Here is a 26,438-nt window from a genome sequence, read left to right as displayed (position 1 = left end):
CAGGAGTCAATGCGTATATGCACTCACTACTGTCCGGTGGCGGGCAGGATCTTGTTGCAGACCTTTTAAGAAGAGCAACGGGAATCGGCAGGATTCGGCAGGCTGATCCGGTCGTCGCGTTACGGCATCTGCTCAGCCTACTGGAATCGGAGTTGGTGGAGCGGCCCACCATGTTCTCACATCAAGTCAAACGTCTTGCTCAGTTTCAACTCAATCCGGAACCCCTCAGAGGGAGTGTTGGCCTCGTACCAGCGAACCATGGGGAACATGGCCGCCAAGCCCGCCGCGAATCCAGCAGGCTTGTACTTGAACGCCACCTTCGGCCCGGCGTACCACTCGTTCTTGGTATCGTTCTGGCTCTTGCCGTTCTTCTCGCTAGCGTCATTCCAGTCGAACTGTGACTCGGCTCCCATGTCGAAATAGTTGTTCACGGCGTAGCCCCAGGCGGTAGTGCTCCGGACGTACATAGGCTTCCTGTAATCGTGAGCCCCTTCGGTAAAGGTGTACACATGAATCTCCTGGTCGAGACGGTGTGAACCTGTCGAGTAGGTAAGGCCGACGGCGCCGCCGGTGCCCCAGGCACCGTTGCCGACGAAGTCTATGCTTTTGCTGCTGACATCAGTTGTCGGCACGACCAGGCCGACGTCTACCGCCAGATCAAACATCGAACCCTTTGACTGGTTCATGAGCACCTTGTGCAGGGCAATGGCGGTATCACCGATCCACCCCAGATGCTCCCCTGTGCCGGTAAGCTTATTTTTTTTGTAAACGGTATAGAGGGGGGTCGCCGTGCGGACGTCAAGACCTTCCGTGATGCCATAGCGGAATTTCACCACCCCGACATTCTTAGTAAGCTTGACATTTTCGTTAATTTCACTGCTGCCCTTGCGGATACCGTCGGTTTCACAATACTGATAATTGAGAAGGACTCCAAGCTTCCCCACCGGGAAACCTGTTCCCGCAGGACCGAAGGCGGAGATAGCCGGCCCGAAGGGCTTGGGGGCGGCAGGGGCATCAGCACCCCAGGAAAGGCCGGCGCAGGTACAAAGTGCCGCGAGGGAAAGCGGGATGATACGCTTGCTGAATTTCATGACGTACTCCTTTGATCTGGGGTGCGTGCAGAGGATGGCGATCCTGTCGTTTGCTGTTGGATGTTGCTTCAACCTGGCCAGAAAGGCATTGATACACTCCACTGCAGGTTGATTCAGGCCCCCATCGGGAGCCACTGGTAAAGCAAGGTGGTCAAGTTGTTGAAGAGACCGAAGAAGAGAAGGATGCCTACTGACATCAGCAATAACCCTGTAAAGAACTCCATCTTCCGGATGTGCGACTTGAAGCGCTTGAAAATATCGAGAAAACCGTGGAACAGCAAACCCGAGATGACGAACGGTATTCCCAACCCCGCAGCATAGCTTCCGAGCAGCAGCATGCTGGTTGCGGTTGATCCAGACGTGCCGGCCGCCATGGCAAGGATCGCCCCGAGTATGGGACCGATGCAGGGGGTCCAACCGGCGGCAAAGGCGATCCCCACGAGGAACGTCCCTGCCAGTCCGCCCGGCTTATTCTGGATCTGGACCCGTTTGTCCCCGAGCAGGAGGCCGAAGTGAAACAGCCCTGACATGTGGACGCCGAACATGAAGATGAGCAAGCCGCCAGCACGCTGCAGCCAGACCAGGCCGTCCTTCATGACGGTCTGGAAGGTGGAGGAGGCTGCTCCGGCAAGGGCTCCCATCGCGACGAAGACCACGGAGAATCCGAGGACGAAGACCACGGAGTGGGCCAGAACGACCAGACGCACCTTCGCGCCCGGATGTGCCTCCTGCAACTGGCCGAAGGAGAGCCCGGTGATATAGGTCATATAGGAAGGGATAAGCGGCAGAACGCAGGGTGAGAAAAAGGAAAGGAATCCTGCGGAGAATGCGATCCAGACGGTGATATCGGAACCAAAGTCCATGATGGTATCTCCGCTACAGTGATTTCAGGTAGCTGACGACCTTGGGGGCGTCCCACTCGATGCCGCCGGTCACCCGCTGCCGGATAATCCCCTTGCGGTCGACAATGAACGTGTCCGGGAGGCGGTTGGCGCCATAGCGCTGCTGCACCTGGCCGGTGGCGTCGCTCAGAAAGTTGAACGATACGGGGGCCCGGCGGTACTTTTCGGGAAATCTTTTTTCGACGTTGACCGCCAGTACCACCAGGTCCCCCTTGGGGAAGGATTTGACCAGCCGGTCCATGGAAGGCATCTCGTCGCGGCAGTAGGGGCACCAGGAAGCCCAGAAGTTCACGAGGACGATCTTGCCGCGATACTGGGCGAGACTTTTGTTCTCACCCGAGAGGGTGGGCAGCTTGAAGTTCGGGGCCAGCGCCCCGGTTCGGACGAGGGGTGCATCACTCTCGGCTTTGCCCGGCGCCGCCACGGCGAGAACCGTCAGGGTGAACAGGCAGGCGCAGATGTAGCGGAGCAATTGGTTCATGGAGACAACCTCTCTGATGCGGTTTACGGTGCGGTGGAATCGTACGGTGCCTCAGGCTGAAGGAGAGCCTCCAGCCTGAGGTTTTGTGCAGGATGGTTACTTGGTGAAGGCCTTGTCCACGCTGAACGGCATGGCCTGGTAGCCGGTCGTATCCTTCAGCTGAATCTCGACTGCCGGCTCTTTGGAGCCGTAATTGAACTCCATGATGTAAGGATTGGGGTCGGTCTTGAATGCACCCGTATTGATATCGAAATCAGCACCAGCCGTTGCCGAATAGACAAACACGGAGTCCTTGTCTGTCTGGTACTCAGTCAGCGAGGTGACCGGGCTGTACCAGCCGTTGCCGCGCTCTTTGCCGAACTCCCAGATCTGTTCGACGGTCATCTTCTTCTGGTCGATCTTGTAGATGACGGCACGGGAGTACTTCATGCTCGGCAGGGCCGGCTGCTCCATGCCGCGGCTGTCGCCGTTGTCAAAGACGCTCACATAAATGATGTCGCCTTTGGATTTGCTATCGATCTTAAACGCGGTATGCTGCGTCCAGGTCCAGTCAAAACCACCCTCGTCATTCTCGTAACCGGGACACTTGGAGCCTCCGGCCTCGCATTCGATCTTGTTCCCCTTGGAGTCGACCGGGGTCAGGAGTTTGCCCTGGTATTCCTTCTTCCACCCTTCGGGGCTGCCCATGATCCACTTGATCTGCTTGTCCCGGCCGATCTTGATAACTGCCGACTGGTGGCGGGAGCTGATGATGATGGAATCGTCTTCGGCGTCATGATCGACGCTGTTCACGTGGGCCCAGTTCCGGCCGGGGCCGACACCGACGATGTCGCCGAATTTATCATTTGCGTCCTGCTTGGCCAGGTCTTCGGCGCTCATGGTATGACCGGCCTTGCTGGCGTCGATGTTCAGGCATACGGCCCCCTGGTCCAGCACCTTAAAATTGACGTCACGATAGGGGTCAAGGATGTCGAAGAGGCGCCACTCATCCTGAACGAGGCCGCTGCTGGGGTCGACTTCGATAATCACGTCGCGGACGGTGCGGACATTCTTGCCGTCAGCGCGCTTGAGGTTGGAGCTGCCCACCCGCAGGAAGTAGTTACCGTTGGGGGAATTGTCCATGGAGTGGGAGAAGTCGTTGTAGCCGGCAGGAAGCTCACGATTGAAAACTTCTTTCCCCATGATGTCGTACTTGACGTAGCGCTGGCCGAAACCCCAGCTCATGGCGCCGTCGTTGTTCTGCTTGAAGCCCATCATGACACCGGCGTTATAGATCGACTTCAGGTCATAGATGGGGTTGGCGTTCATGTACCAGCGGACTTCGCCCTTGGTGTCGACGATGAAATTCTGCGGATAGTAGTTCCACTCCAGGGCGCCGCCTGTCGGGTTGTTCCAGACCGCCCGGGTCCCCTTGCCTGCCTTGTGCAGGAAGTTGTTGACGAAATAGAGCCGGTCGCTGAACTTCTTGTCGACCTTCTTGACGTCAGCCCCGGAAAAGAGAGCCGCCTTTTGTGTTTTCGTGGCATTCGGCTCTGTATAGACAGGGGGGGTATAGAGCGTGTAGCTTTCCTTGGCCTGCTCCCACTTGCCGTTGTACAGCCTGGAATATTCGACCTCGACCGTATTCACGTAGTCCGGGTACATGCCGAAGACCGGGATGCCGCCGTGGGTCAGGAGATGCTTGTTGGCGACCTGGTACTTGATTTCCTGCCCATCTTTCTTGGGAACGATCCGCACCGTGACGTCCTTAAGGACGTAGCCGCCGTTTTTGATGATGGCGGTCAGGGGGGCGATGTCATAGGGGTTCATGATGACCTCGCCGAGTTTTCCCTGCACTTGATAGTCCACATGCGCGCCACTCGCACCGCCGATGGCGAGTGCCATGGTCGGGATCGCTGCTCCGAGCATGGCTGAGCACAACACCAGCCGCGCCACTCTCCCGGTTTTCAACAATGCTGTTTTTCGACAGTTCATACTGTTCTCCTTTTTTTGTCTGCGGCGGACATGCCGCCCCTCACGCCGGGATTGTCGTTATGCCAACTTGCCAGAGCAGCTGGAAGTTTCTTCGTGTGTCGCGGATTGGCGCTTGCGTCGCACCAGTGTGACGATCCAGCAGGCTGCTGCCACCACCAGGAACAGGAGGATTACGCCGAAGGTGATGAGGGTGCACTGCGCCATGTTCATGAAGTGGGAGGGAGGCCAGAGGTACCACCCTTCGGAATAGAAGTCGGTGATGGCCTTCTGCATGGCGCTCAGTTGGACTCCGTCGGGAATGATCGGGTTGTCGTAGCCGCAGTCGCCCGTCGGCTTGAACCATTCCGGAGACCACTTATCCAGCGGCAGGTGGAACGGGAAGGTGGGCTCCGGTGAGCACCCCTGCACGCCGAAGATGTCGTCGCTGTGGGCGGCGTGGTGAATCTTATTGAGCTTTATGCTGTAGAGGACACCTTTGAAGCTTCCCCAGATGGCGAACAGGTAGCCGACGATCTTCAAGCCGGGGTTTGAGGGCTTGATGGCCGCGACGACGCCGCCGAAGGCCATGGCGAAGAAGGCAAGCCTTATGTAGACGCACTGTTCGCAGGGTCTCATGTAGAGCCAGATCTGGAACACGGAGTGGGCCAGGATAACCATGAACAGACTGAGCACCGCCATGAAGATCCAGAGAAACCGCTTGTCCTGCCACTGGCTGATGGTTCCTGCCGGGTCCGACCTGAAGTTGCCGAACATTTCTGATAGTTTCACGACGCGTCTCCTTATTTGGTCTTCAGCTCGTTGATAAGCTTCAGCATGCCGTCTATGGAGGTGATGCTCTTGGTCATGATGAGGTACTTGCCGTTGACGACGAAGCCGGGAACGCCCTGGACCTTTGCCACGTCATAGGAGGCATCCCACTCCTTCAGCAGCGCCTTGACCTTGGGATCTGCCTTCGCCTTGTCGAATTCTGCTTTGCTCATGCCGACTGCGTCGAGACCGGTCTTCAGGTAGGCGTCGGGGCCCGCATCCCAGCGCTCTTTCTTGTCGTGGTAGGCGGTGTAGTAGGCCATCTTGGCCTTCTTCAGGAGTGACTTGGGGCCATACAGATCGCGGTCGGAGAGGCCGGCCTTCTGATCCTTGAGCAGCAGCACGGCGAAGAGCTCGCTTCCCTGGACGCCGTATTTACCCTTGGTCTTCAGATGGAAGGGGCGGAACTTGAGATCGCTCGGCAGCTTGGGAACCAGGTTCGGCGTGATCTTCTTGTCGTACTTGTAGCAGAAGGGGCAGTCGTAGCTGAACACCTTGATCAGCGTCCCCTGGGCGTTCGGGATCGGTTTCGCAAGCTTCACGTAATCGGTCCCCTCGGTGAAGGCGAAGCAGCTGCCGGCGAACAGAGCTACCAGTGCGAGACTTTTGGCGATTGTTTTGACAAATTTGAATGACATGATCTTTCTCCTTGATAGTGTGTAGTTGGCTCTGCAAATCCTGGCCTCGTATGACGTGTGGTGTGTGATGTTCTCCTCCTTTCTCCGATTGCTGGCCTGGTGATAGCGTCACCCTTAGTTAGACAACTTAATTGAACCACGCAAGCCACAATACATATACCAGGCGGCATCAACTATCTTTCTGGTTTTAAATTATTATCCAAATCGTTTTTAGTTTATTTAACAAAACCAAAAACGATGTGTCAAGCATTTTTTTAGTAAATTTGCATGCGCCCACCAGCAGCTGTGTCAGTGCATTTATCCTGCGGGAGCATGGCATGAATAAATCGTCGCAACCAGCTAGATTTATTGCTATTATTTGGTTAAGCACTTTAAAGGTGAGAGGTTTTACGAGAGGGAGACAGGAGGGATTTCAGGGTATTCCGGGGAACCTTTTCATTTTTAGTTTACTTTTATTGTTATGGTGAAGTAAACTAAATTAGTTTTACATGCTGGTGCTCACCGCCGACTGGAGTACCCTTGCGCCGCCAGGAGCACCGGCTCGACAATCACGAGTACCCCCCAAGAGGGACGCGCCCCATGTTGAAATTTATCGAAGCCAATAAAAAACGCATCGTCATCGTTACCTATATCCTGCTCTTCTGCATGTTCTGCTTCTTTTCCCTGATGGATCTGTACAAGAGGACTTCCGACTACGCCTATTTCGCCAACAAAATCAACTCATTCATCAAGCATGCCCACGACAGCGAATCGGAGTATCTCTGTTCGCGCCTGGTCAACTACGTAAGCGACATCGCAAAACAAAAGCACTTCGCCGAACTGCTGAAAGCAGGCGACGCAGAAGCCCTGGAGAAGGTGGCCAATCACGCTTTCTACGACTTCGGGAAACGCTATGTGCCGGTGATCTCGGTCCTCATCTATGACGGCGATGGAAAACTCAGATATCATATGACACCGCCGTCGATCACCCATGACCCCGAGGAATTAAGACCGAACGTTAGCAAAGAGGTCTTTGCCACGAAAAACTACACCTACGGGTATGAGACCAACATCGTTCCCCTCTACTTCTGCATTGTTCTTCCTGTACGGGACGCTCGTTCAAATGTGGAAGGAACGATCGAGATAGGTGTGGACCTGTCATTTTTTCACTACAATCTGAAATGGTTTTTACACGACGTAAAGACAGCCATCTTCTCCAATGGGAAACTCCTTGAATTTGACACCGGGGACAAGACGGATTCCGAGGAATATGTCTATGACTATTATAAAAAGCTGAAATCCAACGACGCCGCGTTCTTCAACCAGTTCAAAGACAGGATTGATTTCAGATGGGCGAAAAACGACATCAAAATCGGAGACAAGTATTACCTGGTGAGTACGTCCCAGGTACTTAGAGACAACCTAGGTCGCGAAGTCGGTAAATATCTTGTCGCCTACGACATGACTGAGCTGCGGAACCGGCACTGGGGATATTTCTACGCATGGCTGCTGTTCTTCGCCCTCACCGCCTGCGTCATGCTCTGTATCAACATGGTCGGGTTCAGAAAGTATGAGCACATCATCACGGAACAGGACAAGATGCTGGCCCAGCGGTCAAAGCAGTGCGCACTCGGGGAAATGCTGGGACACATCGGACACCAATGGCGACAACCTCTCTACAACCTTTCTCTGATCGTTCAGAACATCGGGCTGCAGAACCAGTACGGCAAACTGGACGACGCCCTGCTCAGCAAGCAGATTACCCAGGCGAACCAGAACATCGAATACATGTCTAACATCATAGATGACTGGCGTTCACTGCTCATGTCGGGCAGCAGCCGGACCGTGATCGAGCTGCAGAGTTCCGTCGAGCGCGCCATAGCGATGGTTGCGCCGGTCATGGAGCAGAGCCGGGTCACCATCGAGAACCGGATCACGACGCCGGTGCACACCATGGGTTTCGTGAACGACCTGGTGCAGCTGACCATAAACGTGCTGTTGAATGCGCGCGATCAGCTTTCCCTGGTGCAAAGTGACCGCTTCATCCTGCTCTCCTGCAACGAGGAGTCGGGAGGGGTGGTGACGGTCACCTTCCAGGACAACGGTGGCGGGATCCCCGACCATCTGCTCAAACGCATTTTCGAACCGTATGTCACCACCAAGGACAAGGCCGACGGCACAGGACTGGGACTGTATCTGTGCCACCAGATCGTCGAGAATCTGGACCAGGGGAAGGTCTGGGCGGAGAACAGGTCCTTTGAACTGCACGGGGAAACGCACTATGGCGCCCGCATCTGCCTGCAGTTCGCCAGAACAACCGAGGGAGGTAAACAGATATGAATGTCACCGCCTTGCAACAGATGACGGTGCTCTTTGTGGACGACGAGGAGATTGCACGGGAGCAGATGAAGATGGTCCTGAGCAGTTTCTGCAAAAACACAATCTGTGTAGGTAGCGCCGACCAGGCCCTGGCCGCGCTGCAGGAGCATCACCCGGATATAGTGCTCACCGACATCCGCATGCCCGGCTTGTCAGGCATAGAGCTCCTCAATGCCGTAAAGCAGAAGGATGCGTCGGTCGCCGTCGTCATAGTATCTGCCCATTCTGAGTCGGAATACCTGCTGGATGCGTTTCGCTACAAGGCGGACGGCTACCTTCTGAAACCGTTCAACTTCCACGAAATGCTCGAACTCCTGTCCGACATAGCCACCCAGAAGGAAGCCGCCAGTAGTGAGCGGAAACAGGGGCCTGACAATAGGGATTTCCTCTTGAAAATTCTCGATACACTCGGCGGAAGACGGGCCGAGATCATGGAGTACGTCATCAATCACCTCGATGCCGACAACCTGTTCCATGGCACCTATGACGAGGTGGCTGAGGCACTCAGCGCCAGCAAGCCGACCGTCGTAGCGACGTTTCAGATTATGCTGGAAAAGAACGTGCTGACCCGGCTCAAGTATGGAACATACCGGATGAACGTGGATGCTACTATCTGATTCGCTGGTGCAATAAACAAGGCAAGAGCCTTATAGATATACGGATTTCAGGAAGCGCCCCCTGCAATAATCACCTGTTCGTGGTTGATTTTTGCGGGGGGGTACGGGTAGTATGGGTCAAACGCCGACACAACGCATCATGGCCGGCTTTCTGCTCACCGAATTGACTGCCCCCGTTCAAATCCAATCCACGAAGGTTCGATGCCCATGCTTAACCGCTTGCTCCTTGCCACGGCCCTGCTCCTCTGTCTGGCTGTCTCCGCCTCCTCCCAGAACCTTACCCCCACACTCGACGAAAAACTCGCCAAGGCCGCCGTGCGGCTCAAGCTCAAGGACAACCGGGGGGCCCTGGACAACGCCACGGACGCAGCCGACTCTCCGGAAAAGCACCTGATTGCCGGCGTCGCCGCATACCGGCTCGAAGAGTGGGTCAATGCAGCCGAACTGCTCGGCAAGGCGGCAAAGGAGCTTCCCCTTGTGGCCGACTACCCGCTCTTCTGGGAGGCTGATGCCCTGTATCGCATCGCACGCCACGATGAAGCCCTTGAAACCGTGAAGAGGCTCCTCCATGAACGGCCCGAAAGCCCCCTCGTCCGCCGGGCACGGATGCTCCAGGCCGACATCCTCTTTGCCCGCGGCGACCTGAAGGAGGCCCAGGCCGTCTACATCCGGTTCGTGGAAAGCTATCCCTCGGGGAGGGATTCCCTCACCGCCATTTACCAGGCAGCCCGCTGCCGGGAAGGGCTCGGCGACAAGGCAAAGGCGGTTCAGGAGCTGCGGAATCTCTGGCTCGCCTACCCTGCCTCGCCGGTGGCCGAAGACGCCGAGGAGGCTCTGCGCCAACTGGAACGCCAGGGATTCCCGGCTGCGCCATACACCCCCGATGAGCTTTTCCGGAGAGCAAGTACCCTGTACAGCCTCGGCCGGTTCCAGCAGGCCGTCAAAACCTTTGACGCAATCCCGCTGGCGAACCAGTCGGCCGACTTCATTGCCCGGGTCACGTTCAAGAGCGGTCAGGCCCTTTACAAGGCCCGTCAACGGAAGGATGCCGAACGGACCTTTGCCCGGCTTCTGGAAAAGGAGCTGAAACCGTCCCTGGCCGAGGAGACCCGGTTCTGGCATGCCAAAGCTCTTGAGGGGATCGGGAAAAGCGACGACGCCGTCAATGCCTATCTCAAGATAGCCGAGGCCTCGCCGCGGGGAGAGCTGGCCAACGAGGCGCTTCTGGAGGCAGCCTTCATCCGCAAATTCCAGGGACGGTATCAGGAAGAGCTTCCCCTGCTTGACCGGCTCCTTGTCGCTGCCACCGATGTGAAGCTCCGGCAACGGGCCACGTGGGAGGCGGCGTGGGCCCGCTACGGCACGAAGGACTTCCGGGGGGCAGCCGACGCATTCAAGGCCCTCCAAACCATCCCGGAATACCGGGAGCGGGCCCTCTACTGGCATGGCCGCGCCCTTGAAGGGGCGGGAGACAAGGAGGGGGCTGCCGCTTCGCTAGCCCGCGTCCAGGAAGAATCTCCCCTCTCCTTTTACGGCCGCCGGGCCTGCACGGCGCTGAATACCATCGAGGAAACCCCTTCCCTGGCGGCCGAGCCGGCTGCATTGTCCCTGCCGATGCCCGCCGGGTATGAGCGTATCAAGCTCCTCATTGCCGTGGGACTCCACGACGAAGCCCGGAAGGAGCTTGCATCCGTCAGGAAGAAAAACGGTCTGAAGCAGAAGTCTCTCCTGGGAGTGGCCCGCCTCTATCTGGAAATGGAAGACTACAACTCGGCCGCAGCCATCTATCGGGACAATCTCCCCCGCCGGATTGACAGGGATTCCCTCACCCAGTGGGGGCTCCTCTATCCAAAGGCCTTCCGTGAGGCGGTAACCCGTCAGGCCACCGACCATGGGGTAGCGGAAGAGCTCGTCTACGGTGTCATCAGGGCGGAGAGCACCTTCTCGCCGACTGTCGTCTCCCCCGTGGGGGCCGTGGGGCTCATGCAGCTCATGCCGGCCACCGCCAGGGCAATGGTGAACGGCAAGGGGGCCAACATCTCCACGCGCCTCACCGATCCCGCCTTCAACATCAACCTCGGCGTGCGCCACCTGAAAGGGCTGCTCAACCAGTACCACGGCAACACAGTGGCTGCCGTGGCAGCCTACAACGCCGGCTCCACCCCGGTGGACCGCTGGCGCCGCACCCTCCCCTACCAACGTGATGACGAGTTCATCGAAAACATCCCCTACTATGAGACACGGGAATACGTGAAGAAGGTCCTCGCCAATGCGGAGATCTACCGTGCCCTCTACCGGGCAACTCTCGTAAAGACACCTGAATCCGCCATCCAGAAGGCGTATTCAGGCGTCCAGAATTCAAAATAGCGGGGCTCTTGATCTTGATTCTTTGCATCCCTCTCCGTCCTGAGCTTCCAAATTGACAGCATACTGATTGTCTGTATAATGCCCGCGCCATTGCCGCCCGGGTGACGGAAACATTCCTTTCTCCCCTCACCGCAGAGGAATGTGCCGCCCTGCGCTTCACCCTCAAGAAACTGCGCCAGTAACGGGAGGATTCTCCATGCAGAACAACCAGAATGCACCCATTCCTCAATCGACAGTACCGAGACTCCTTGCGGCCCTGGCGGCGGTTCTCTCCCTGGCGGGAACGGCACGCGCCGAAACCCTTTCCCTTGCTGAGTGCCTGCGCCGGGCAGCCGCCGGCAACTATGACCTGACCGTAACGGCCCATGACACGCGCATCGCCGCCGAGAACATTTCCCAGGCCAAGAGCGGCTTTCTCCCCCGCCTCGATTTCCAGGGGGGATACACCGCCCAGGCCAGGCCCCAGGCTTTTTCCTTCGCGGGACGCGAAACCGAAACCCAGGACGCCACTTACGGATTCTTCAACGTCACTGCCACCCAGACCATCTACGACTTCGGCCACACCTCTTCCCGCACCAGGAGGGCATCGCTCCTCCAGGAGGCGATCACACACAGCTACGACGCACGGGAGAAGGATGTCTTCCTCCAGGTGGTGGAGGCCTACTACGGGATCCTTGAAGCGAAAAAGGTTCTCGGCGCCGCCGACGAAGAGATCGTACAGCGCACCGACCATCTGGGAGTGGCCCAAAACCTGTACGAACAGGGAGTGGTGACCCGTAACGACCTTCTCCAGGCCGAGGTGAAGCTGGCCGACAGCCGGCAGAGGCGTCTCGCGGCGGCAAACTTCGTTGAGAACCGCTGGCTTTTCCTCAACTATCTGACGGGACGCCCTCTCCCGTTCCGGGCCAACCTGGAGGAGAAGGATACCCCGGCGTCCCTTCCGCCACTTGAAACAGCCGAAGAGAAGGCCCTGGCGAACCGCCCCGAGCTCGCCTCTCTCACCAGGACGGTGGAGGCAGGAGAAGCAGGGGTATCCGAAGCCCGGACCGGCTTCTACCCGGAGATCTTCGCCCAGGGGACCATCGACTACATGGAGAACAGCAAGGCGCGGGAGCAGGCCATCTATGCTGCCACCGTGGGGTTGCGCGTCAACCTCTTTGATGGCTTCGCCACCACGTCGCGATACCGCCAGGCAGTGGCAAACCTGAGGAAGCAGCGGGACAGCCTCCGTCAGGCCCGGGAACAGATCCGCCTTGAACTGGCAACGTCCCTGAACGATGCCAGGGTTGCCGCCGAGCGGATCAGGACCGTGGAAACGGCAATCAAGCAGGGGGAAGAGAATCTGCGCATCAACCGCGACCGCTATCAGGCCCAGGTGGGGACCGCGACCGACGTCATCGACGCCCAGACGCTCCTTACCCAGATCAGGACCGACTATTTCCGCGCCGTCTTCGACTACCAGGTGGCGGCGGCGCGGGTCAGAAAAGCGATGGGAGAACTGTAGTCATGGCAGTGGAAGAATCGAAGGAAAATCAAGGGGCGGGAGAAACCGCCAGAACCGCAACGGATACGGCCGGCCCAGCGGGCAAGCAGCGGGGAGGGAAGCGGACGCGGGCAGGAATCATTCTCCTCGCGGTGATCGCCATCGGGCTGTTCATGGGAACGCACTGGTTCTTACGGAGCAAGACCCTCATCACCACCGACAACGCCTTTGTTGAGGCCCACATCCACGCGATATCGCCGCGGGTTTCGGGCACCGTGACCGCTGTCCCGGTGATGGACAACCAGTTTGTGAAAAAGGGGGAGACCCTGGTGGAGCTGGACCCTACGGACTATGAGGTTCGGGTCCGGTCGGCGGCCGCCGACCTTGACATGGCGCGCAATGAAACCTCGGGGGACTACGCCCAGGTGGAAGCGGCCCGGGCAGCGGTTTCCCACGCCCGGGCGCGGCTGGACCAGGCGGAGCTGGACCTCAGGCGCGGAAGTGTCCTCTTTACCAAGGAGGTGATACCGCGTGAGCAGCTGGATCGCCTCGAAACGGCACGACGGGTGACTGCTGCCCAGCTTCGGGAGGCAGAGGAAGGGGTACGCAAGGCCCAGGCAGAGTTGGGTCTTGCCGGCACCGGCGGCAAAGAGGCCAGGGTGGCCCAGCGGGAGGCGAAACTACGGGAAGCCTCCCTCAGCCTCTCCTACACGCGCATCGTTGCCCCCGTCGACGGCTACGTGACCCGCAAGTCCGTTGAGACGGGATCCACGGTCCAGGCAGGGCAGCCCCTCATGGCCGTGGTGGCCCTTAACGACACGTGGGTGACGGCCAATTACAAGGAAAGCCAGCTTGCCCACATGAAACCGGGCCAGAAGGTGACGTTCACCGTGGACGCCTACCCCTCCCGCACCTTTACCGGCCGGGTCGACAGCATCATGGCCGGCACCGGCGCCGCCTTCTCGCTCCTCCCGTCCGAGAACGCCACCGGCAACTACGTGAAGGTGGTGCAGCGAGTGCCGGTGAAGATCGTGGTGGATACGGGGAGCGACCCCCGGCATCTGCTCCGGGTGGGAATGAGCGTGATCCCCACCGTGAACACCGGGCGCAAACTGGGGGAAATCCTCAGGGATTTCCGGCCCTTCTAGGACTGCGGGTTCATGGACGCACCGGTCAAGGACGTCAACAAGTGGATCGTCACCATCACCGTGATGCTTCCCACCATCATGGAGATCGTAGACACGTCGGTGGCCAACGTGGCGCTTCCCCACATGCAGGGGAGCCTCAACGCGGGGACCGACGAAATCACGTGGGTCCTCACCTCCTACCTGGTGAGCAATGCCGTGGTCCTTCCCATGACCGGCTGGCTTTCCAGGCTTTTCGGACGCAAACGGTTTCTCATCTCCTGCATCACCCTCTTCACTCTGGCCTCGCTTCTCTGCGGCGCGGCCCCCAACCTGGCAAGCCTCATCTTTTTCCGGGTGCTCCAGGGAGCGGCCGGGGGCGCCCTCATCCCCAGCAGCCAGGCGATCCTCCTGGAAACGTTTCCTCCCCACGAACGGGGAATGGCCAATGCCATCTTCGGCGTAGGCGCCATGTTCGGGCCGATCATCGGCCCGGCCCTCGGAGGGTGGATCACCGACAACCTGAACTGGCGGTGGATCTTCTATATCAACATCCCCCTCGGCATCATCGCCGTCATCATGGCCGCCGCCTTCATCTTCGACCCGCCGTACCTGCGCCGGGCCAGGGTGGCCATTGACTGGTGGGGGCTCGGGCTTCTCACCGTCGGTCTCGGAGCGCTCCAGATCGTCCTCGACAAAGGGCAGCAGGACGACTGGTTCAATTCATCCTTCATCCTGTCCTGCTCGATCCTCTCGGCCCTGACCCTCCTCGCCCTCGTCTATGTGGAACTGAAACACGAACACCCGATCATCAACCTGCGGCTCTTCAAGGATGTCTCCTTCTCGGCGGGGAACTTCGTCATGTTCATGCTGGGCTTCAGTCTCTACAGCTCCATCGTGCTGATCCCCCTCTTCCTCCAGACCCTCATGGGGTACGACGCCACCATGGCGGGGATGGTCCTTGCCCCGGGGGGAGCGGCTACCCTCATCACCATGCCCTTCGTCGGCGCGGTTATCTCGAAATATGATGGGAGAAAGGTGATACTGGTGGGGCTCATCATCAGCGCCTGGTCCATGTTCCTGATGCGGGGCTTCACGCTGGAGGCGTCGTACTGGGACTTCGTCTGGCCCAGGGTCATTCTCGGGGTGGGGCTTGCCATGCTCTTCGTGCCGCTCTCCACCCTGACCCTCGGCTCGATTCCGAAGGTGGAAATGGGAAATGCCGCCGGCCTTTACAATCTGCTGCGCAACATGGGCGGCAGTGTCGGGATCGCCGTGGCGGCAACGATGCTCTCCCGCCAGTCTCAATTTTATCAGAATGTCCTGGCTGGACAGGTTACACCCTACAGCCCGGTGGCCCGGCAAAAACTTGAGATGGTGAAGCAGGGATTGATGCTGAGGGGCCTCGATGCCGCCACCGCCGACAAGGCGTCCCTGGCAGCCATCTATGGCATGCTCCAGCGCCAGGCGGGGATGCTGGCCTACAACCGTATTTTCTGGATCGTGGGATTGACGTTTCTCGGTGTGATGCCGTTTCTGCTCCTGCTCAGAAAGCAGAAAACCGGCGCTGAAACCGAAGGGGTGCACTAACGCTCGGTGAGAATCTCATCCTGCAACTCGTTCACATCGTCGGCCCTGTGGGGGAAATGCCTGGCCAGTTCGGCGCCGCACCCGGCAACGACCGAGCAGAGGACATCGCAGGCCCGCCCCTCCCGAAGCCCCCGGGCCAGCTGAGCGGCCAACTCCTGCCAGAAACGCGGATCGATCTTCTTGTTGATGCCCCGATCCCCAAGGATCCATACCTTGTGCTCAAGTAGGGAAATAAAGATGAGAATGCCGGTTTCCTCACGGGTCCGGTAGAGCCCCTTTTCGTAGAAAGCCCGCACCGCCCGCTCCCGCACCGCCTCGGCGAGCCGGCGGCGTCCCGCGAAGGGAAGCTTCAGACGCGGGGCGCGCCGAAAGAGATACCAGGAAGGAAAATAGAGCAGGACAACCAGGGGGATGTACGACCAGATGGTCACATGGTGGATCGTCACGGCAACAATGACCGACAGGAGCCCGGAGAGGAGCACCGCGCCGAGAATTTCCGCCTCACGATAGCTGTCGCTGGCGTCCACGACCATGGTGGCAATCTCCCCCGAAGTGCCTCTCTCGGTTTCCGCCACGGCGGCCCTTACCCGCTCCCGCTCCTTCGGGGTGAAAAACTCCTCCGCCCTTTTCACGCGTTCCCCCTCATACCCTGATCACCAGTCACCGGACGCTCCGCCGCCGCCGAAGCCACCGCCGCCCCCGGAAAAGCCTCCCCCGCCCGATGACCATCCGCCGCCGAATCCTCCACCAAAGCCCCCCCCGTAGAAGGGACCACCCCAAGTGCCCCCTCCTCCCCGTCCCCCGCCGCCGAAGAGGAACGTCAGGAAGATGCCCAGGAGAAATCCCGCCACCGCCAGCCCTGCGAGAACGATAATGCCAAGACCCGGGAAAGTGAGCGAGGCCACCAAGGGGAGCCCTGCAGCCCCGGCGATGCCTCCGAAGACCCGTGAGAGCGCCCCGAGGAAGATGCAGGCGACACCGAGAAAGAACAGGAGCGCCGCCACAGGAGGGGCGCTCCGTTTCCCCTGTCGGAGATCCCGCGGTGTGGCGGCATACTCTCCCTTGACCACAGCCATGATGGCGGTAACGCCGGCAGTGACGCCGCCGTCGAAATCCCCCTGTTTGAAGCGGGGGGTGATCTCGCCCCGGATGATCCGCCCCGAGACAAGGTCGGTGAGGGTTCCTTCGAGGCCGCGCCCCACCTCTATCCTAACCTTCCGCTCCGCCTTGGCAACCAGGAGGATGGCGCCGTTGTCCTTCCCCTTGTGGCCGATCTGCCATGCCTCGGCAACCCGGATGGAGAAAGTTTCCAGATCATCCCCTTCCAGGGACGGCACCGTGAGGACCACGATCTGGGTCGAATCGCTCCGCTCGAACCCGGCAAGGGATTCCTCCAACTGCCGCACCGTTCCGGCGGAGAGGATGCCGGCATAGTCGTTCACATACCCCCGCAGCTGCGGCACATCCAGAGCCGAAGCTAACGCGGGGAGGAGAACGATGAGTATGGCAAGGAAGAGACGTATCATTCAAATCTCGGTCAGAACTTCACTTTGGGTGCCGTCTTGGCCCCTTCTTCCGCCTTGAAGGGTTCTTTCCGCTCCAGGTGCAGCAGGAGCTTGTTGGTGAGACTATTGGGGAAGGTGCGGATGCTGGTGTTGAAGTCCTGAACCGACTTGTTGTAGCGGGTCCGGGCCACGTTGATCCGGTTCTCGGTCCCCTCCAGCTGGTTCTGGAGATCAAGGAAGTTCTGGTTCGCCTTGAGGTCGGGATACCGTTCGACCACCACCATGAGCCGGGAAAGGGCACCGGAAAGCTCCCCCTGGGCCTGCTGGAACTTGGCGAAAGTTTCAGGGTTCGACAGCGCCTCCTTGGTCACCTGCATGGAGCCCACCTTGGCCCGGGCCTCGGTCACTGCCGTCAAGGTATCCGCCTCGTGCTTCGCATATCCCTTCACCACCTCCACGAGGTTGGGAACCAGATCCGCCCGACGCTGGTAGGCGGCCTCAACGTCGCCCCATGCGGCGAGAACCGCCTCTTCCTTGGCCTGCATCACGTTGTAGCCACACCCTGTCAACCCCGAGAGGGTGAGAGCGGCAAGCACAAGCATTACTATCCGTTTCATAGGTCCTCCGTTTGATTGGTTTGCCCTAAAGAATAACCACCATCGGCCCCGTTGTCACCCCCACGGTAGCAGAATTTCATCCCGATCAGGATGCCGTTGCAGGCGATGGAGAAGATGTTGGCTGCGATGAGCGGTATGTCCCCGATCATGACGCCATAGGTGAGCCAGAGGATCATTCCGGCGACCAGGATCACCGGCTGCCAGACCGAGATGTCCCGCACACGCTTGGTACGGTAGGCCCGGGCCACCTGCGGCACCACCGCGATGCTCGTCACCGCGCCGGCCACCAGCCCCAGCATTATCTCGCCGTTCATTGCCCCTTCTTCCCCTTGAACTGGTCGGCGGCCCAATCGATCTGGGTCATCATGCCGCGCAGGATGGCCACCTCGCGGTCATCCAGCTCGGCCCGAGAAAAGATGCGCCGCACTGTCCGCATGATGTGGTCAGGGTTCTGGGGATTGAGGAAACCGATCCGCAAGAGCGTCCGCTCCATCTGGCCGAAGAGGGCCTCCTGGGCAGCGCTGCCTGCCAGGGTCCGGGCCTCCCCCGCAACGGTTCCCTCACCCAATCCCGCAAAAAGTTCGTAGCAGAAGATCAACACCGCCTGGGCCAGGTTCAATGATCCATATTCTGCGGAGGTGGGGATGGTGGCGTGCCACCGGCAGAGGGAAAGCTCGTCGGTGGTCAGACCGCTGTCTTCCCGGCCAAAAACGAGGGCCGCACGGTTGCCGGCCAGGTTCGTGACGATCTTCCCTGCTATTTCCCCGGGAGAGTAAATCTCCTGCCGGTACTTGCCGTGACGGCGGGTGGTGGCAACGGAGAGCTCCGTGTCGGCCAGGGCCTCTTCGAGGGATGGAAAGACCCGCGCCCCCTCCAGGAGGTCCTTGGCGGAAACGGCAAACTTGTATGCTTCGGGATGGTCGAGGGGGCATCCCTTGACGATGCGGAGTTCAGCCAGACCCATGTTCTTCATGGCCCGGCAGACCATCCCCACGTTACCCGGACTCTGGGGTTCCACGAGGATGACTGAAATATTATTCTTCATCGAAACGGTCATCGAGGTCTCCAGCACATCTCTTTGTTACTGATCCACGGTTTTTCGGCTATCCCTTATCCTCTTCAACCTCGTTCGGGCCGGCTTGCGCCGGAACCAGGCATGGACGAAATGGGACAGCCACATACAGAAAATAAGGCCGGCGAGCGCTGCGAGAAGGTGCATCTCGTAACGGCTCACGTCCTCCACGAACAGCGATGCGCTTTTGCCGAAGAAGTAACCGGCCAACGAAAACAGCGTCGCCCAGAGGAGCGCACTCACCATATTGAGGGAAAGAAAGCGGGACGCCGGAAAACTGGACATACCGAGGATGATCGGCAAAACAATCCGGAAACCATAGGTGTATCGGGAGATGAAAGCAACGAACGTACCGTACTTCTCAATGAGCCGCAGGGCCTTGCGGAACTTCCGGGCGACAAGGGTGAACATCTTGAGAAGCCATGGACCCTTCCAACGCCCCAGATAAAAGTAAAACTGATCGCCGAGAAACGCCCCGCCAAGGGCCGTCACGATAACGGCGGGAAGAGTCAGATACCCCTGGAAGGCCAGGAACCCGGCCAGGATGAGACCCGCCTCCCCTTCTAGGAAGGTCCAAAGAAACAGAACCCAGTAACCATGTTGCTGCAGATACTCACCAAGCAGGTGGTTCACGTAGCCCCCGAGCATCGACGGAACAGTGCTCACTGTCCCGCAAACAAGAAAAGGGCCTCGCAGCCCTTTTCTCGGAAAATAGATCCACGTGCTGCGTTAACGCAACAACTTCAACAGGTAAATGAATGTCCCCCCCACCGAGACCCCGGAAAGGAGACCGGCATAGTCGTGGACCAAGAGCGAGAAGTCGCGACGCCCCGAATACAGATCAGGCACGACGCCCCCAAGGTTCTGCATGATGAGCTTCCAGTCCGCATCCCAGTTATAGACCTGGAGATAGAGCTCAGCCCCCTTCCAGAGGAAGATGGCGATAAAGACAATGCCAAAACCGATGAATCCCTTGGCAATGACCGAGTCCCGGATCTGGGCATAGATCTTTCGGACCATATCGAGATTGACCAGGGAGAGGAAGACCCACGTGGCATTCTCAATCACGCTGATGTTGCGAAGCACCGTGTACTGAGGCTCCGGATTGATGAATACGAAGACCACCGACGCGGCGACAACGCCGAGAACCGTCAGATAAACCGCCGTCTTGGTCCCGCCGATCTCCAGGGTACGGCTGAAGATGTAATACTCTTGAAACCCGTGGGTCATGACCATGATAGAGATGGTGCCGATAATGTAGTGGATGGCCTCAAGCTGGGTATAGGCGGTCCACGGCATATCGAGGGCCTTCTCCACCACATAGAGCTGGCTCAGGAAAATGAGGAAGAATCCCAGCGAAATACTGGTCCAGACCCGGGCATTACCGATACTGAAGTAAAAACTGATACATCCCGCCAGGAACCAGAATGTTATTTGTACAAGGTCAACCGTGGTGATGTCCGCCATTGTCCCCCCAACTACTCGGAAAAAATCATCTACAGCCTGTTAAATCCGCCGGGCAATCTCTTCCTTCATGGTGTCCAGCATCTCCTTAGTCTTGGACATGCTGGTGAGCAGCTTTGCCCCCTTTTCCACCCCGGCCAGAAACGCGCCGACAAGCGCACTATCCTGGAGTGCCCGCCGTCCCCCCCGGTCATTCAGTTCCTTCTCCACGAGGGCAGCCCCCATCCTCCCCACGTACGCCATGGCAACTTCTTTCAGATCATCCTCAAGTTCCCGAAGCTTTTCCTCTTCCTGGTACCGGTCGACAACAGCAGCTTCATTGCGGATCTTGTCGCGCTCAGAGGCGAATCTGCTGCTGGTCGATTCCCAAAGCTTCGACACGTTGACCATCTCAAGAAGGTCATAGTGCATCAACTCATCGGCGCTTTTCGTGGAGAGCACATCTATCTTTGCCCCCGGTAGCCCTGCAATCTTCTGGGACTCGGTTGCCGATGTTTCTATATCTGTGGAGCCGTCATGAAAGAAACCGAGAGGCGCCCCCTCCTTGTAAAAAATAAGGGCTGTGCGGCTCTCGGTGTAGAGCCTGAGACAACCATTGAGCCTCTGGGCTTTCATCTTCTCCAGGAGCCCCTTAATGTCGATCAGCTTCAGTTCCTGCCCCGCGTAGAGGACATCCCCATGGATCATCGCGTGCAAACACATGGTCAGATCCTTGGAAAGCCTGTAGACACTAAGACTTCCACCGCCAGCAAAAATAAGGGTGCAGACGCCAGCAATCGCTTCGAACCCCGTGAGCTTACGCCCATCCTGTTCATGCACGGCACTGATCAGCTTGCCGGCTTCAAAGAAGAGAATCGCCGTTGCCGAGGGAAACGTAAAGTTCAGGTAGCCCGTGAACCCGCCTGCCTTGAGCTTCTCGAACATATCAGGAAGCTTGACCTTAGCAGCGGCTATGTTCTCATACAGTGGGTTTCCCTTGGGAAGGAGGAACATCCCGGTCTCCTTGGTCAGAGGTTTTTCACAAAGTAATCGATTTGTGTGCGGGAGTCAAAGCCTAAGTAGAGGTAATCCAGGCCGATTAAGCACTCATACTCTTATAAATTCGGGCAAAAATATGTTCAATGGCAAAGAAAGTCGCCATAACTGCAGGATCGAAATGGCGCCCCGGATCGATGCGCCTGTCTCCAACCGTAAAGACGGAAAGCGCCTCCTCGTGACTTAAGGGCTCTTTGTAGCTTCTCCTTGAGCGCAAGGCATCGTAGACATCAGCCAATTTCACAATTCGCCCGGAGAGTGGAATATCCTCCCCGCGCAAACCATGGGGATATCCACTGCCGTCCCAGTTCTCGTGGTGTGATATGGCAATCTCACGGGCAATCTGCAGTCGGGGTGAATCACCAAGGATCTTCTCACCATAGGCGGGGTGTAGACGCATGATACGCAATTCGTCTTCGTTAAGGGGGGCTGGCTTAAGAAGTATTTCATTCGGTACCCGGATTTTGCCCACATCATGCATCTGCGCCGAGTAGGAAATCACTTCCACAAGATCAACCGGCAGCCCCATATTGGCAGCCAAAGCCCCTGCATAGCGGTTGACACGGACAATATGTTCGCCAGTACCCTCCTCCGCAGCTTCGCACGCCCGTGCTAGGGATTCAATGGTATAGATAAAAGCCTTCTCCGTCTCCCTGACACTGTTGGATAACGTGGTCAACGACCCGATAACCACGGCAAGACTCTGAAGAACCATTGCATCGTACTCCGTAGCCTCACCGGGATAGTTAAAGGCCAGGAGCGCTCCACCTGCGTCACCTCCTATGTGACAGCAGATGAAATTTGTTAAGAGCTTACCCATGTACTCCTTTACCGTTGGATGAAAATAGGCTTGATACTCCTCAACCGTTTCACAGGTATCACACCAATTGGAGATGATAACTTCATCCGTAAGGCGTTCCGGAGCATAGACCGATGCAGGATCAATAAGAATCTCTTCAGAGCCCTCCACGATCTCCCCGGCACTGAGATGGAAGACTCTGCCGCGGCTAGCTCCTGCCTTGCCATTCAGAAGAATAAAGATACTAAGAGGGCCACGCCTGCCGCTCCCGCCCAGAACTCGGCCAAGAGCTTCAACATGAAGTTCCTTGTCGGTAAACTTACGGTTCGAGAGGTTCCGGAGAGTAGCGTTTACCAACCGCAAGAGTTCCTGTGTCTGCTGTAGCGATGTGTTGCAAAGCTCCAAGGTCATGAAAAAATCTCACAGGAGAGATTCAACTGCCTGCCATACATTGTTGGTTATACTCTATAAAACCGCCTCCCGCAATGATCCAGCCCCAAAACGACAGAAGGCCCGAGCCAATGGCATCGAGCCTTCTGTTTTATTCAGGGGGTGAAGGAATTAAGCCTTCGCCGCCATTGCCTTGTCAAAACCGACATGGAAAGCCTTTTTGTTCAGTTCAAGAAAAGCTTCCGGCACCCGGGCAAGAACCGCCTTCTCAGCCGCTTCTTTCGTAACCGCGCCAGTCAGAGCCACCATAGCGCCCAGCGCAACGATGTTAGTTACAATTTCACGGCCGATTTCATTCTTGGCGGTGTTGGTGATGTTGAACTTCGTCACCTTGAAGTTCCCGGCAGGCTCGCGCAGAACCAGATCGGAATCAATGAGAAGTAATCCCCCTTCCTTGAGGTCGTGGGAATATTTGTCACAAGCCTCCTGGGTAAGAGCCAGAAGGGCGTCACACTTGGTGACCTTCGGATAGTCGATAGGACCATCAGAAATAATGACTTCCGACTTGGATGCCCCGCCGCGGGCTTCAGGCCCGTAGCTTTGTGACTGAACAGCCTGAATGCCGTCATAGATCGAGGCAGCTTCAGCCATGATCACGCCTGCCAGGATCAGGCCCTGACCGCCAGCCCCGGAAAAACGAATTTCATATCTTCCAGCCATCTGTATAGTCTCCTTTTGCAATCAGGGTGATTATTTTGCAGCCTGTGCCCGCTGAATAACCTTTGCATATTCCTCGGTATATTCAGGTTTCTCGATCTTGTGAAGAACACCCGTAAGGATCTTGCCTTCCAGTTGCTCGGCCGTCATTTTCTCGGCGGCCTTCACCGGAACGGCAACTTCCTTGAGGCGATTCATCATGTCGATAACGGAGCGGTACTTGTTGCGGCGCCCATAGGTGGTCGGGCAGTCATCGAGGATTTCGACAACGGAGAAGCCCTTGTGCTGGATCGCCTCAGCAATCAGCTTGTCAATCTGGGCAGCGTGGTATGCCGTTCCACGGGCAACAAAGGTTGCACCCGCGCCGATGGCAAGCTTGGCAATGTCGAAACCGGGATCCGGGTTGCCGTAGGGAGTGGTAGAAGCCTTGGCGCCAGTGGGGGTACAGGGAGAGAACTGGCCGCCGGTCATCCCGTAGATGTAGTTGTTCATAATGATGTACGTCATGTTGATGTTACGGCGGCAGGCATGAATGAAGTGGTTGCCGCCGATTGCGGTACCGTCGCCATCACCACCGCACAGGATAACGTTCATCTCAGGCTTCGCCATCTTGACGCCGGTGGCGAAAGCGGCGGCCCGACCGTGGGCCGTGTGCAGCGTGCAGCAATCAATATAGCCCGGCAGACGCGAAGCGCAGCCGATACCCGAAACAATGCACGTTTCTTCTTTTTTCAGGTTGAGGGAGTCCATTGCCCGGATCAACCCTTTCATGACAATCCCGTGGCCACAGCCGGGGCACCAGATGTGCGGCAGTTTACCGGGACGAATATACTTATCGTAATCAAACGCCATGGTTACTTGACCTCCTTCATCTTGTCGAGGATCTGATCCGGATTGATCGGCTCGCCATCGACCCGGAAAATACCGATAACCGGAGCATTCCCCTCGATGCACCCTTTAACCACACCCGTACACATGCCAAGGTTCATTTCAGGAGTGACGAACGCTTTGACTTTTTTGGAGAGTTCCAGGAGACGCTCTTCGGGGAACGGCCAGAAGGTAATGAGGCGGAAAAGGCCTGCCTTGATACCGTTCTTGCGGGCCTCGTTTACTGCGAAACGGGCCGAACGGGAAGTGGAGCCGAAGGCGACAACGATAACTTCAGCATCGTCACACAGATACTCTTCCCATCTCATGATATCAGCCTTGTTGGCTTCAACCTTGCGAACTTGGCGCTCTTCTTCTGCCTGTACAATCTCAGCCTTAGTGGTCGGGAAGCCGTCCTGCATCTTGTTGAGGCCGGTAACGTGAAACTTGTAGCCGGAGCCGAATGCAGCCAGCGGCGGGACATCACCGAAGGAGGTGTCGTAGGGCTTGTATTGCTCGGGCGGGACAGAGGGTCCCTTGCGATCGATCACCTCGAGTTCACCCGGCTCAGGGAAGACGATGCGCTCACGCATATGAGCAACGATCTCGTCCGGCATAATCATGACCGGCGTACGATACTTTTCAGCCAGGTTGAATGCCCGGACCGTCTCCTCGAAAACTTCCTGTACCGAAGCAGGAACGAGACAGATGGCGGGGTGATCGCCGTGGGTGCCCCATTTGGCGCACATAACGTCCGACTGCGACGGGCCTGTCGGCATACCGGTGGAGGGACCGCCACGCATTACGTTGACAATAACGGCGGGCACTTCGGCAATGCAGGCATAACCGATATTTTCCTGCTTAAGTGAAAGACCCGGACCTGAAGTCGATGTAAGCACCTTGGAACCGGTCAAGGACGCCCCGATAAGAGCAGCCATGGCACCAATCTCGTCTTCCATCTGCATAAACTTTCCACCCACCTTCGGGAGTTCCGCAGACAACACCTCTGCGACCTCGGTGGACGGAGTGATCGGGTAACCGGCGAAAAACCGGCAGCCAGCGTAGAGAGCGCCCTGTGCTGCGGCCTCGTTACCCTGGAGAAATGCAACTTTCTTAGCCACGTCAAATACCTCCTCTTGGAATGGTTACGGGGTGACTTTGATAGCAAAATCGGGGCAGCGCAGTTCGCACTGCATGCATTTGATGCAGGCTTCGAGGTTTTTCACCGCCACAACGAAACCTTTCATCTCCAGTACCTTGGTAGGGCAAAACTCAACACAGATATGGCAGCCCTTGCAGTACTTCTCAACAATCTCGATAGTCGGAAGCTTTTTTTCCATCTAGATACGCTCCTTTACTAAAATGAGGCCGTTTCCGGCAAACTTCTCTGGTATATAACACACCCATGTATACAATTTCAACGCTTAGAACGCGACGATCATAAAATACTGTTATTTTCTTAAAGGGAAGACCCGACATGACAAAAGAAGGGCACAGGGCCCTTCTTTTGCCTTGCTGCAGTGGGAATCGGAAAAATTACTTAAGGCTGTCGACGAGACTCTTCACCGCGGCAACCGACTTATCCATCATTGCCTGCTCTTCGGCGTCGAGGTTGAACTGAATGATCTGCTCAACACCGTTCTCGCCCAGCACTGCAGGAACACCGACGTAGTATCCATTCACGCCGAACTCGCCCTGGAGGAAGCAGCAGGTCGGAAGAACCCGCTTCTGGTCCTTGAGGATCGACTCGGTCATGGCGATTGCGGCAGAGGCCGGAGAGTAGAATGCAGAACCGGTCTTGAGGAGAGCGACGACCTCACCACCCGCACCGCGAGTACGCTTAACCATTGCCTCCATGACTTCCTTGGCCTTAGCCTTATCCTTATACTTACGCTCAAGAAGTTCCATGACCGGGATGCCACAAACACTAGTATAACGAACCAGAGGCACCATGTCATCACCATGGCCACCGAGGGTTACGGCAACGACATCCTTCACGGAAACGCCCAGTTCCCAGGCGATGAAGGCTGCAAAACGGGAGGAGTCGAGAACGCCTGCCTGGCCGATAACCCTGTTGTAGGGGAAGCCGGTGATTTTCTGGCAAAGGGTAACCATGGCGTCCAGCGGGTTGGAGATAACGATTACGAAAGAATTGGGGGCATATTGCTTAATACCCTCAGCAACCTGGGTCATGATCTTGGAGTTGACTTCGATGAGATCGTCACGGCTCATGCCCGGCTTGCGGGGAAGACCAGCGGTTACGATGACAACATCGGAGCCAGCTATATCCGCGTAGCTGTTGGTACCCTTGAGGCATACATCAAAACCGTCAACCGGACCAACCTCAGCGATATCAAGCATCTTCCCCTGAGGAAGACCTTCGACAATATCAAACATCACTACATCGCCAAGTTCGCGCAGGGCGCAAAGTTGAGCAAGAACGCCACCAATCTGACCACCACCGATGAGAGAGATTTTCTTACGTGCCATGTTTTCTTCCTCCGTTTTGAATTGGGGTTATCTGCGTGATACAACTACCT

At 57.5% G+C, this 26,438-nt stretch carries 26 protein-coding genes; 6 read left to right on the top strand and 20 right to left on the bottom strand.

The annotated features are described in order from the left end of the window. Positions 1–176 precede the first annotated feature (176 nt). The 6 genes from GMET_RS06975 to GMET_RS06950 all read right to left on the bottom strand — a co-directional run bounded on the left by GMET_RS06975 (position 177) and on the right by GMET_RS06950 (position 5,893). Positions 177–1,091: a transporter gene (locus GMET_RS06975; RefSeq protein ID WP_004513123.1), complete on the bottom strand. Its 915-nt coding sequence runs from the start codon at positions 1,089–1,091 to the stop codon at positions 177–179. A gap of 113 nt (positions 1,092–1,204) precedes the next feature. Beyond that, positions 1,205–1,954 (bottom strand): cytochrome c biogenesis CcdA family protein, encoded by a 750-nt coding sequence (locus GMET_RS06970; RefSeq protein ID WP_004513124.1) that lies wholly within the window; start codon positions 1,952–1,954, stop codon positions 1,205–1,207. A gap of 13 nt (positions 1,955–1,967) precedes the next feature. Then, a complete protein-coding gene (locus GMET_RS06965; protein WP_004513125.1) occupies positions 1,968–2,474 on the bottom strand; it encodes a peroxiredoxin family protein in 507 nt (168 codons plus the stop codon). A gap of 96 nt (positions 2,475–2,570) precedes the next feature. Then, complete coding sequence (locus tag GMET_RS06960; protein ID WP_004513126.1) at positions 2,571–4,448, bottom strand: aryl-sulfate sulfotransferase; 1,878 nt, start codon at positions 4,446–4,448, stop codon at positions 2,571–2,573. Positions 4,449–4,505: 57 nt separating this feature from the next. Beyond that, entirely contained in the window at positions 4,506–5,216 is a 711-nt protein-coding gene (gene dsbI, locus GMET_RS06955) for a protein-disulfide oxidoreductase DsbI (RefSeq protein ID WP_004513127.1), read from the bottom strand. A gap of 11 nt (positions 5,217–5,227) precedes the next feature. Then, on the bottom strand, positions 5,228–5,893 hold the full coding sequence (locus GMET_RS06950) for a thiol:disulfide interchange protein DsbA/DsbL (RefSeq protein ID WP_004513128.1): 666 nt from the start codon (positions 5,891–5,893) through the stop codon (positions 5,228–5,230). A 519-nt stretch (positions 5,894–6,412) separates the two neighbouring features. Here GMET_RS06950 and GMET_RS06945 point away from each other — a divergent pair. From GMET_RS06945 to GMET_RS06920, 6 genes are all read left to right on the top strand, one after another. After that, positions 6,413–8,212 carry a sensor histidine kinase gene (locus GMET_RS06945; RefSeq protein WP_238378987.1) on the top strand — a complete coding sequence of 600 codons (1,800 nt, stop codon included), beginning with the start codon at positions 6,413–6,415 and terminating at the stop codon, positions 8,210–8,212. After that, positions 8,209–8,868: a response regulator gene (locus tag GMET_RS06940; protein ID WP_004513130.1), complete on the top strand. Its 660-nt coding sequence runs from the start codon at positions 8,209–8,211 to the stop codon at positions 8,866–8,868. The genes GMET_RS06945 and GMET_RS06940 overlap by 4 nt, the downstream gene beginning before the upstream one ends. A gap of 207 nt (positions 8,869–9,075) precedes the next feature. After that, positions 9,076–11,235 (top strand): transglycosylase SLT domain-containing protein, encoded by a 2,160-nt coding sequence (locus GMET_RS06935; RefSeq protein ID WP_004513131.1) that lies wholly within the window; start codon positions 9,076–9,078, stop codon positions 11,233–11,235. Between the two features lie 196 nt (positions 11,236–11,431). Next, on the top strand, positions 11,432–12,739 hold the full coding sequence (locus GMET_RS06930) for a TolC family protein (RefSeq protein WP_004513132.1): 1,308 nt from the start codon (positions 11,432–11,434) through the stop codon (positions 12,737–12,739). Between the two features lie 2 nt (positions 12,740–12,741). Beyond that, positions 12,742–13,866, top strand: coding sequence for an HlyD family secretion protein (locus GMET_RS06925; protein WP_004513133.1), 1,125 nt, complete (start codon positions 12,742–12,744; stop codon positions 13,864–13,866). Between the two features lie 12 nt (positions 13,867–13,878). Further along, positions 13,879–15,432 (top strand): DHA2 family efflux MFS transporter permease subunit, encoded by a 1,554-nt coding sequence (locus GMET_RS06920; RefSeq protein ID WP_004513134.1) that lies wholly within the window; start codon positions 13,879–13,881, stop codon positions 15,430–15,432. Here GMET_RS06920 and GMET_RS06915 read toward each other — a convergent pair. From GMET_RS06915 to mdh, 14 genes are all read right to left on the bottom strand, one after another. Next, positions 15,429–16,064: a TPM domain-containing protein gene (locus GMET_RS06915; RefSeq protein ID WP_004513135.1), complete on the bottom strand. Its 636-nt coding sequence runs from the start codon at positions 16,062–16,064 to the stop codon at positions 15,429–15,431. The two genes, GMET_RS06920 and GMET_RS06915, sit on opposite strands and share 4 nt — an antisense overlap. A 21-nt stretch (positions 16,065–16,085) precedes the next feature. After that, positions 16,086–16,958 carry a TPM domain-containing protein gene (locus GMET_RS06910; RefSeq protein WP_004513136.1) on the bottom strand — a complete coding sequence of 291 codons (873 nt, stop codon included), beginning with the start codon at positions 16,956–16,958 and terminating at the stop codon, positions 16,086–16,088. Between the two features lie 11 nt (positions 16,959–16,969). Then, positions 16,970–17,554, bottom strand: coding sequence for a LemA family protein (locus tag GMET_RS06905; protein WP_004513137.1), 585 nt, complete (start codon positions 17,552–17,554; stop codon positions 16,970–16,972). Beyond that, the gene (locus GMET_RS06900) at positions 17,551–17,868 is read right to left on the bottom strand and encodes a SemiSWEET family sugar transporter (protein WP_004513138.1); all 318 of its coding nucleotides are present in this window, start codon (positions 17,866–17,868) and stop codon (positions 17,551–17,553) included. The genes GMET_RS06905 and GMET_RS06900 overlap by 4 nt, the downstream gene beginning before the upstream one ends. Further along, positions 17,865–18,611 (bottom strand): RNA methyltransferase, encoded by a 747-nt coding sequence (locus GMET_RS06895; protein WP_004513139.1) that lies wholly within the window; start codon positions 18,609–18,611, stop codon positions 17,865–17,867. Before GMET_RS06895 ends, GMET_RS06900 begins: the two co-directional genes overlap by 4 nt. 24 nt (positions 18,612–18,635) lie before the next feature. Next, a complete protein-coding gene (locus GMET_RS06890; RefSeq protein ID WP_004513140.1) occupies positions 18,636–19,274 on the bottom strand; it encodes a DedA family protein in 639 nt (212 codons plus the stop codon). 81 nt (positions 19,275–19,355) lie between these two features. Further along, positions 19,356–20,093 carry a hypothetical protein gene (locus GMET_RS06885; protein ID WP_004513141.1) on the bottom strand — a complete coding sequence of 246 codons (738 nt, stop codon included), beginning with the start codon at positions 20,091–20,093 and terminating at the stop codon, positions 19,356–19,358. A gap of 39 nt (positions 20,094–20,132) precedes the next feature. Then, the gene (locus tag GMET_RS06880; protein ID WP_004513142.1) at positions 20,133–21,083 is read right to left on the bottom strand and encodes a DUF4388 domain-containing protein; all 951 of its coding nucleotides are present in this window, start codon (positions 21,081–21,083) and stop codon (positions 20,133–20,135) included. A gap of 85 nt (positions 21,084–21,168) precedes the next feature. Then, the gene (locus tag GMET_RS06875) at positions 21,169–22,335 is read right to left on the bottom strand and encodes an HD-GYP domain-containing protein (protein ID WP_004513143.1); all 1,167 of its coding nucleotides are present in this window, start codon (positions 22,333–22,335) and stop codon (positions 21,169–21,171) included. A 150-nt stretch (positions 22,336–22,485) separates the two neighbouring features. Next, the gene (locus GMET_RS06870; RefSeq protein ID WP_004513144.1) at positions 22,486–23,034 is read right to left on the bottom strand and encodes a 2-oxoacid:acceptor oxidoreductase family protein; all 549 of its coding nucleotides are present in this window, start codon (positions 23,032–23,034) and stop codon (positions 22,486–22,488) included. A gap of 30 nt (positions 23,035–23,064) precedes the next feature. Beyond that, positions 23,065–23,883 (bottom strand): 2-oxoacid:ferredoxin oxidoreductase subunit beta, encoded by an 819-nt coding sequence (locus GMET_RS06865; protein WP_004513145.1) that lies wholly within the window; start codon positions 23,881–23,883, stop codon positions 23,065–23,067. A 2-nt stretch (positions 23,884–23,885) separates the two neighbouring features. After that, on the bottom strand, positions 23,886–25,019 hold the full coding sequence (locus GMET_RS06860; protein WP_004513146.1) for a 2-oxoacid:acceptor oxidoreductase subunit alpha: 1,134 nt from the start codon (positions 25,017–25,019) through the stop codon (positions 23,886–23,888). Between the two features lie 24 nt (positions 25,020–25,043). Continuing rightward, positions 25,044–25,238 carry a 4Fe-4S binding protein gene (locus GMET_RS06855; protein WP_004513147.1) on the bottom strand — a complete coding sequence of 65 codons (195 nt, stop codon included), beginning with the start codon at positions 25,236–25,238 and terminating at the stop codon, positions 25,044–25,046. Positions 25,239–25,434: 196 nt separating this feature from the next. Then, the gene (mdh, locus tag GMET_RS06850) at positions 25,435–26,388 is read right to left on the bottom strand and encodes a malate dehydrogenase (RefSeq protein ID WP_004513148.1); all 954 of its coding nucleotides are present in this window, start codon (positions 26,386–26,388) and stop codon (positions 25,435–25,437) included. Positions 26,389–26,438 lie beyond the last annotated feature (50 nt).

It is taken from the genome of Geobacter metallireducens GS-15 (genome assembly GCF_000012925.1).
In the GTDB taxonomy this organism is placed as follows: domain Bacteria; phylum Desulfobacterota; class Desulfuromonadia; order Geobacterales; family Geobacteraceae; genus Geobacter; species Geobacter metallireducens.
Note: the sequence above shows the minus strand (reverse complement) of the source record. Positions and strands in the feature narration are given on the sequence as shown.

Bases quoted from the DNA above. Each gene is read 5' to 3' on its own strand.
- GMET_RS06975 (WP_004513123.1), bottom strand. From the start codon at position 1,091: ATGAAATTCAGCAAGCGTATCATCCCGCTTTCCCTCGCGGCACTTTGT.
- GMET_RS06970 (WP_004513124.1), bottom strand. From the start codon at position 1,954: ATGGACTTTGGTTCCGATATCACCGTCTGGATCGCATTCTCCGCAGGA.
- GMET_RS06965 (WP_004513125.1), bottom strand. From the start codon at position 2,474: ATGAACCAATTGCTCCGCTACATCTGCGCCTGCCTGTTCACCCTGACG.
- GMET_RS06960 (WP_004513126.1), bottom strand. From the start codon at position 4,448: ATGAACTGTCGAAAAACAGCATTGTTGAAAACCGGGAGAGTGGCGCGG.
- GMET_RS06950 (WP_004513128.1), bottom strand. From the start codon at position 5,893: ATGTCATTCAAATTTGTCAAAACAATCGCCAAAAGTCTCGCACTGGTA.
- GMET_RS06940 (WP_004513130.1), top strand. From the start codon at position 8,209: ATGAATGTCACCGCCTTGCAACAGATGACGGTGCTCTTTGTGGACGAC.
- GMET_RS06935 (WP_004513131.1), top strand. From the start codon at position 9,076: ATGCTTAACCGCTTGCTCCTTGCCACGGCCCTGCTCCTCTGTCTGGCT.
- GMET_RS06930 (WP_004513132.1), top strand. From the start codon at position 11,432: ATGCAGAACAACCAGAATGCACCCATTCCTCAATCGACAGTACCGAGA.
- GMET_RS06925 (WP_004513133.1), top strand. From the start codon at position 12,742: ATGGCAGTGGAAGAATCGAAGGAAAATCAAGGGGCGGGAGAAACCGCC.
- GMET_RS06920 (WP_004513134.1), top strand. From the start codon at position 13,879: ATGGACGCACCGGTCAAGGACGTCAACAAGTGGATCGTCACCATCACC.
- GMET_RS06910 (WP_004513136.1), bottom strand. From the start codon at position 16,958: ATGATACGTCTCTTCCTTGCCATACTCATCGTTCTCCTCCCCGCGTTA.
- GMET_RS06905 (WP_004513137.1), bottom strand. From the start codon at position 17,554: ATGAAACGGATAGTAATGCTTGTGCTTGCCGCTCTCACCCTCTCGGGG.
- GMET_RS06900 (WP_004513138.1), bottom strand. From the start codon at position 17,868: ATGAACGGCGAGATAATGCTGGGGCTGGTGGCCGGCGCGGTGACGAGC.
- GMET_RS06895 (WP_004513139.1), bottom strand. From the start codon at position 18,611: ATGACCGTTTCGATGAAGAATAATATTTCAGTCATCCTCGTGGAACCC.
- GMET_RS06890 (WP_004513140.1), bottom strand. From the start codon at position 19,274: ATGCTCGGGGGCTACGTGAACCACCTGCTTGGTGAGTATCTGCAGCAA.
- GMET_RS06885 (WP_004513141.1), bottom strand. From the start codon at position 20,093: ATGGCGGACATCACCACGGTTGACCTTGTACAAATAACATTCTGGTTC.
- GMET_RS06880 (WP_004513142.1), bottom strand. From the start codon at position 21,083: ATGTTCCTCCTTCCCAAGGGAAACCCACTGTATGAGAACATAGCCGCT.
- GMET_RS06875 (WP_004513143.1), bottom strand. From the start codon at position 22,335: ATGACCTTGGAGCTTTGCAACACATCGCTACAGCAGACACAGGAACTC.
- GMET_RS06870 (WP_004513144.1), bottom strand. From the start codon at position 23,034: ATGGCTGGAAGATATGAAATTCGTTTTTCCGGGGCTGGCGGTCAGGGC.
- GMET_RS06865 (WP_004513145.1), bottom strand. From the start codon at position 23,883: ATGGCGTTTGATTACGATAAGTATATTCGTCCCGGTAAACTGCCGCAC.
- GMET_RS06855 (WP_004513147.1), bottom strand. From the start codon at position 25,238: ATGGAAAAAAAGCTTCCGACTATCGAGATTGTTGAGAAGTACTGCAAG.
- mdh (WP_004513148.1), bottom strand. From the start codon at position 26,388: ATGGCACGTAAGAAAATCTCTCTCATCGGTGGTGGTCAGATTGGTGGC.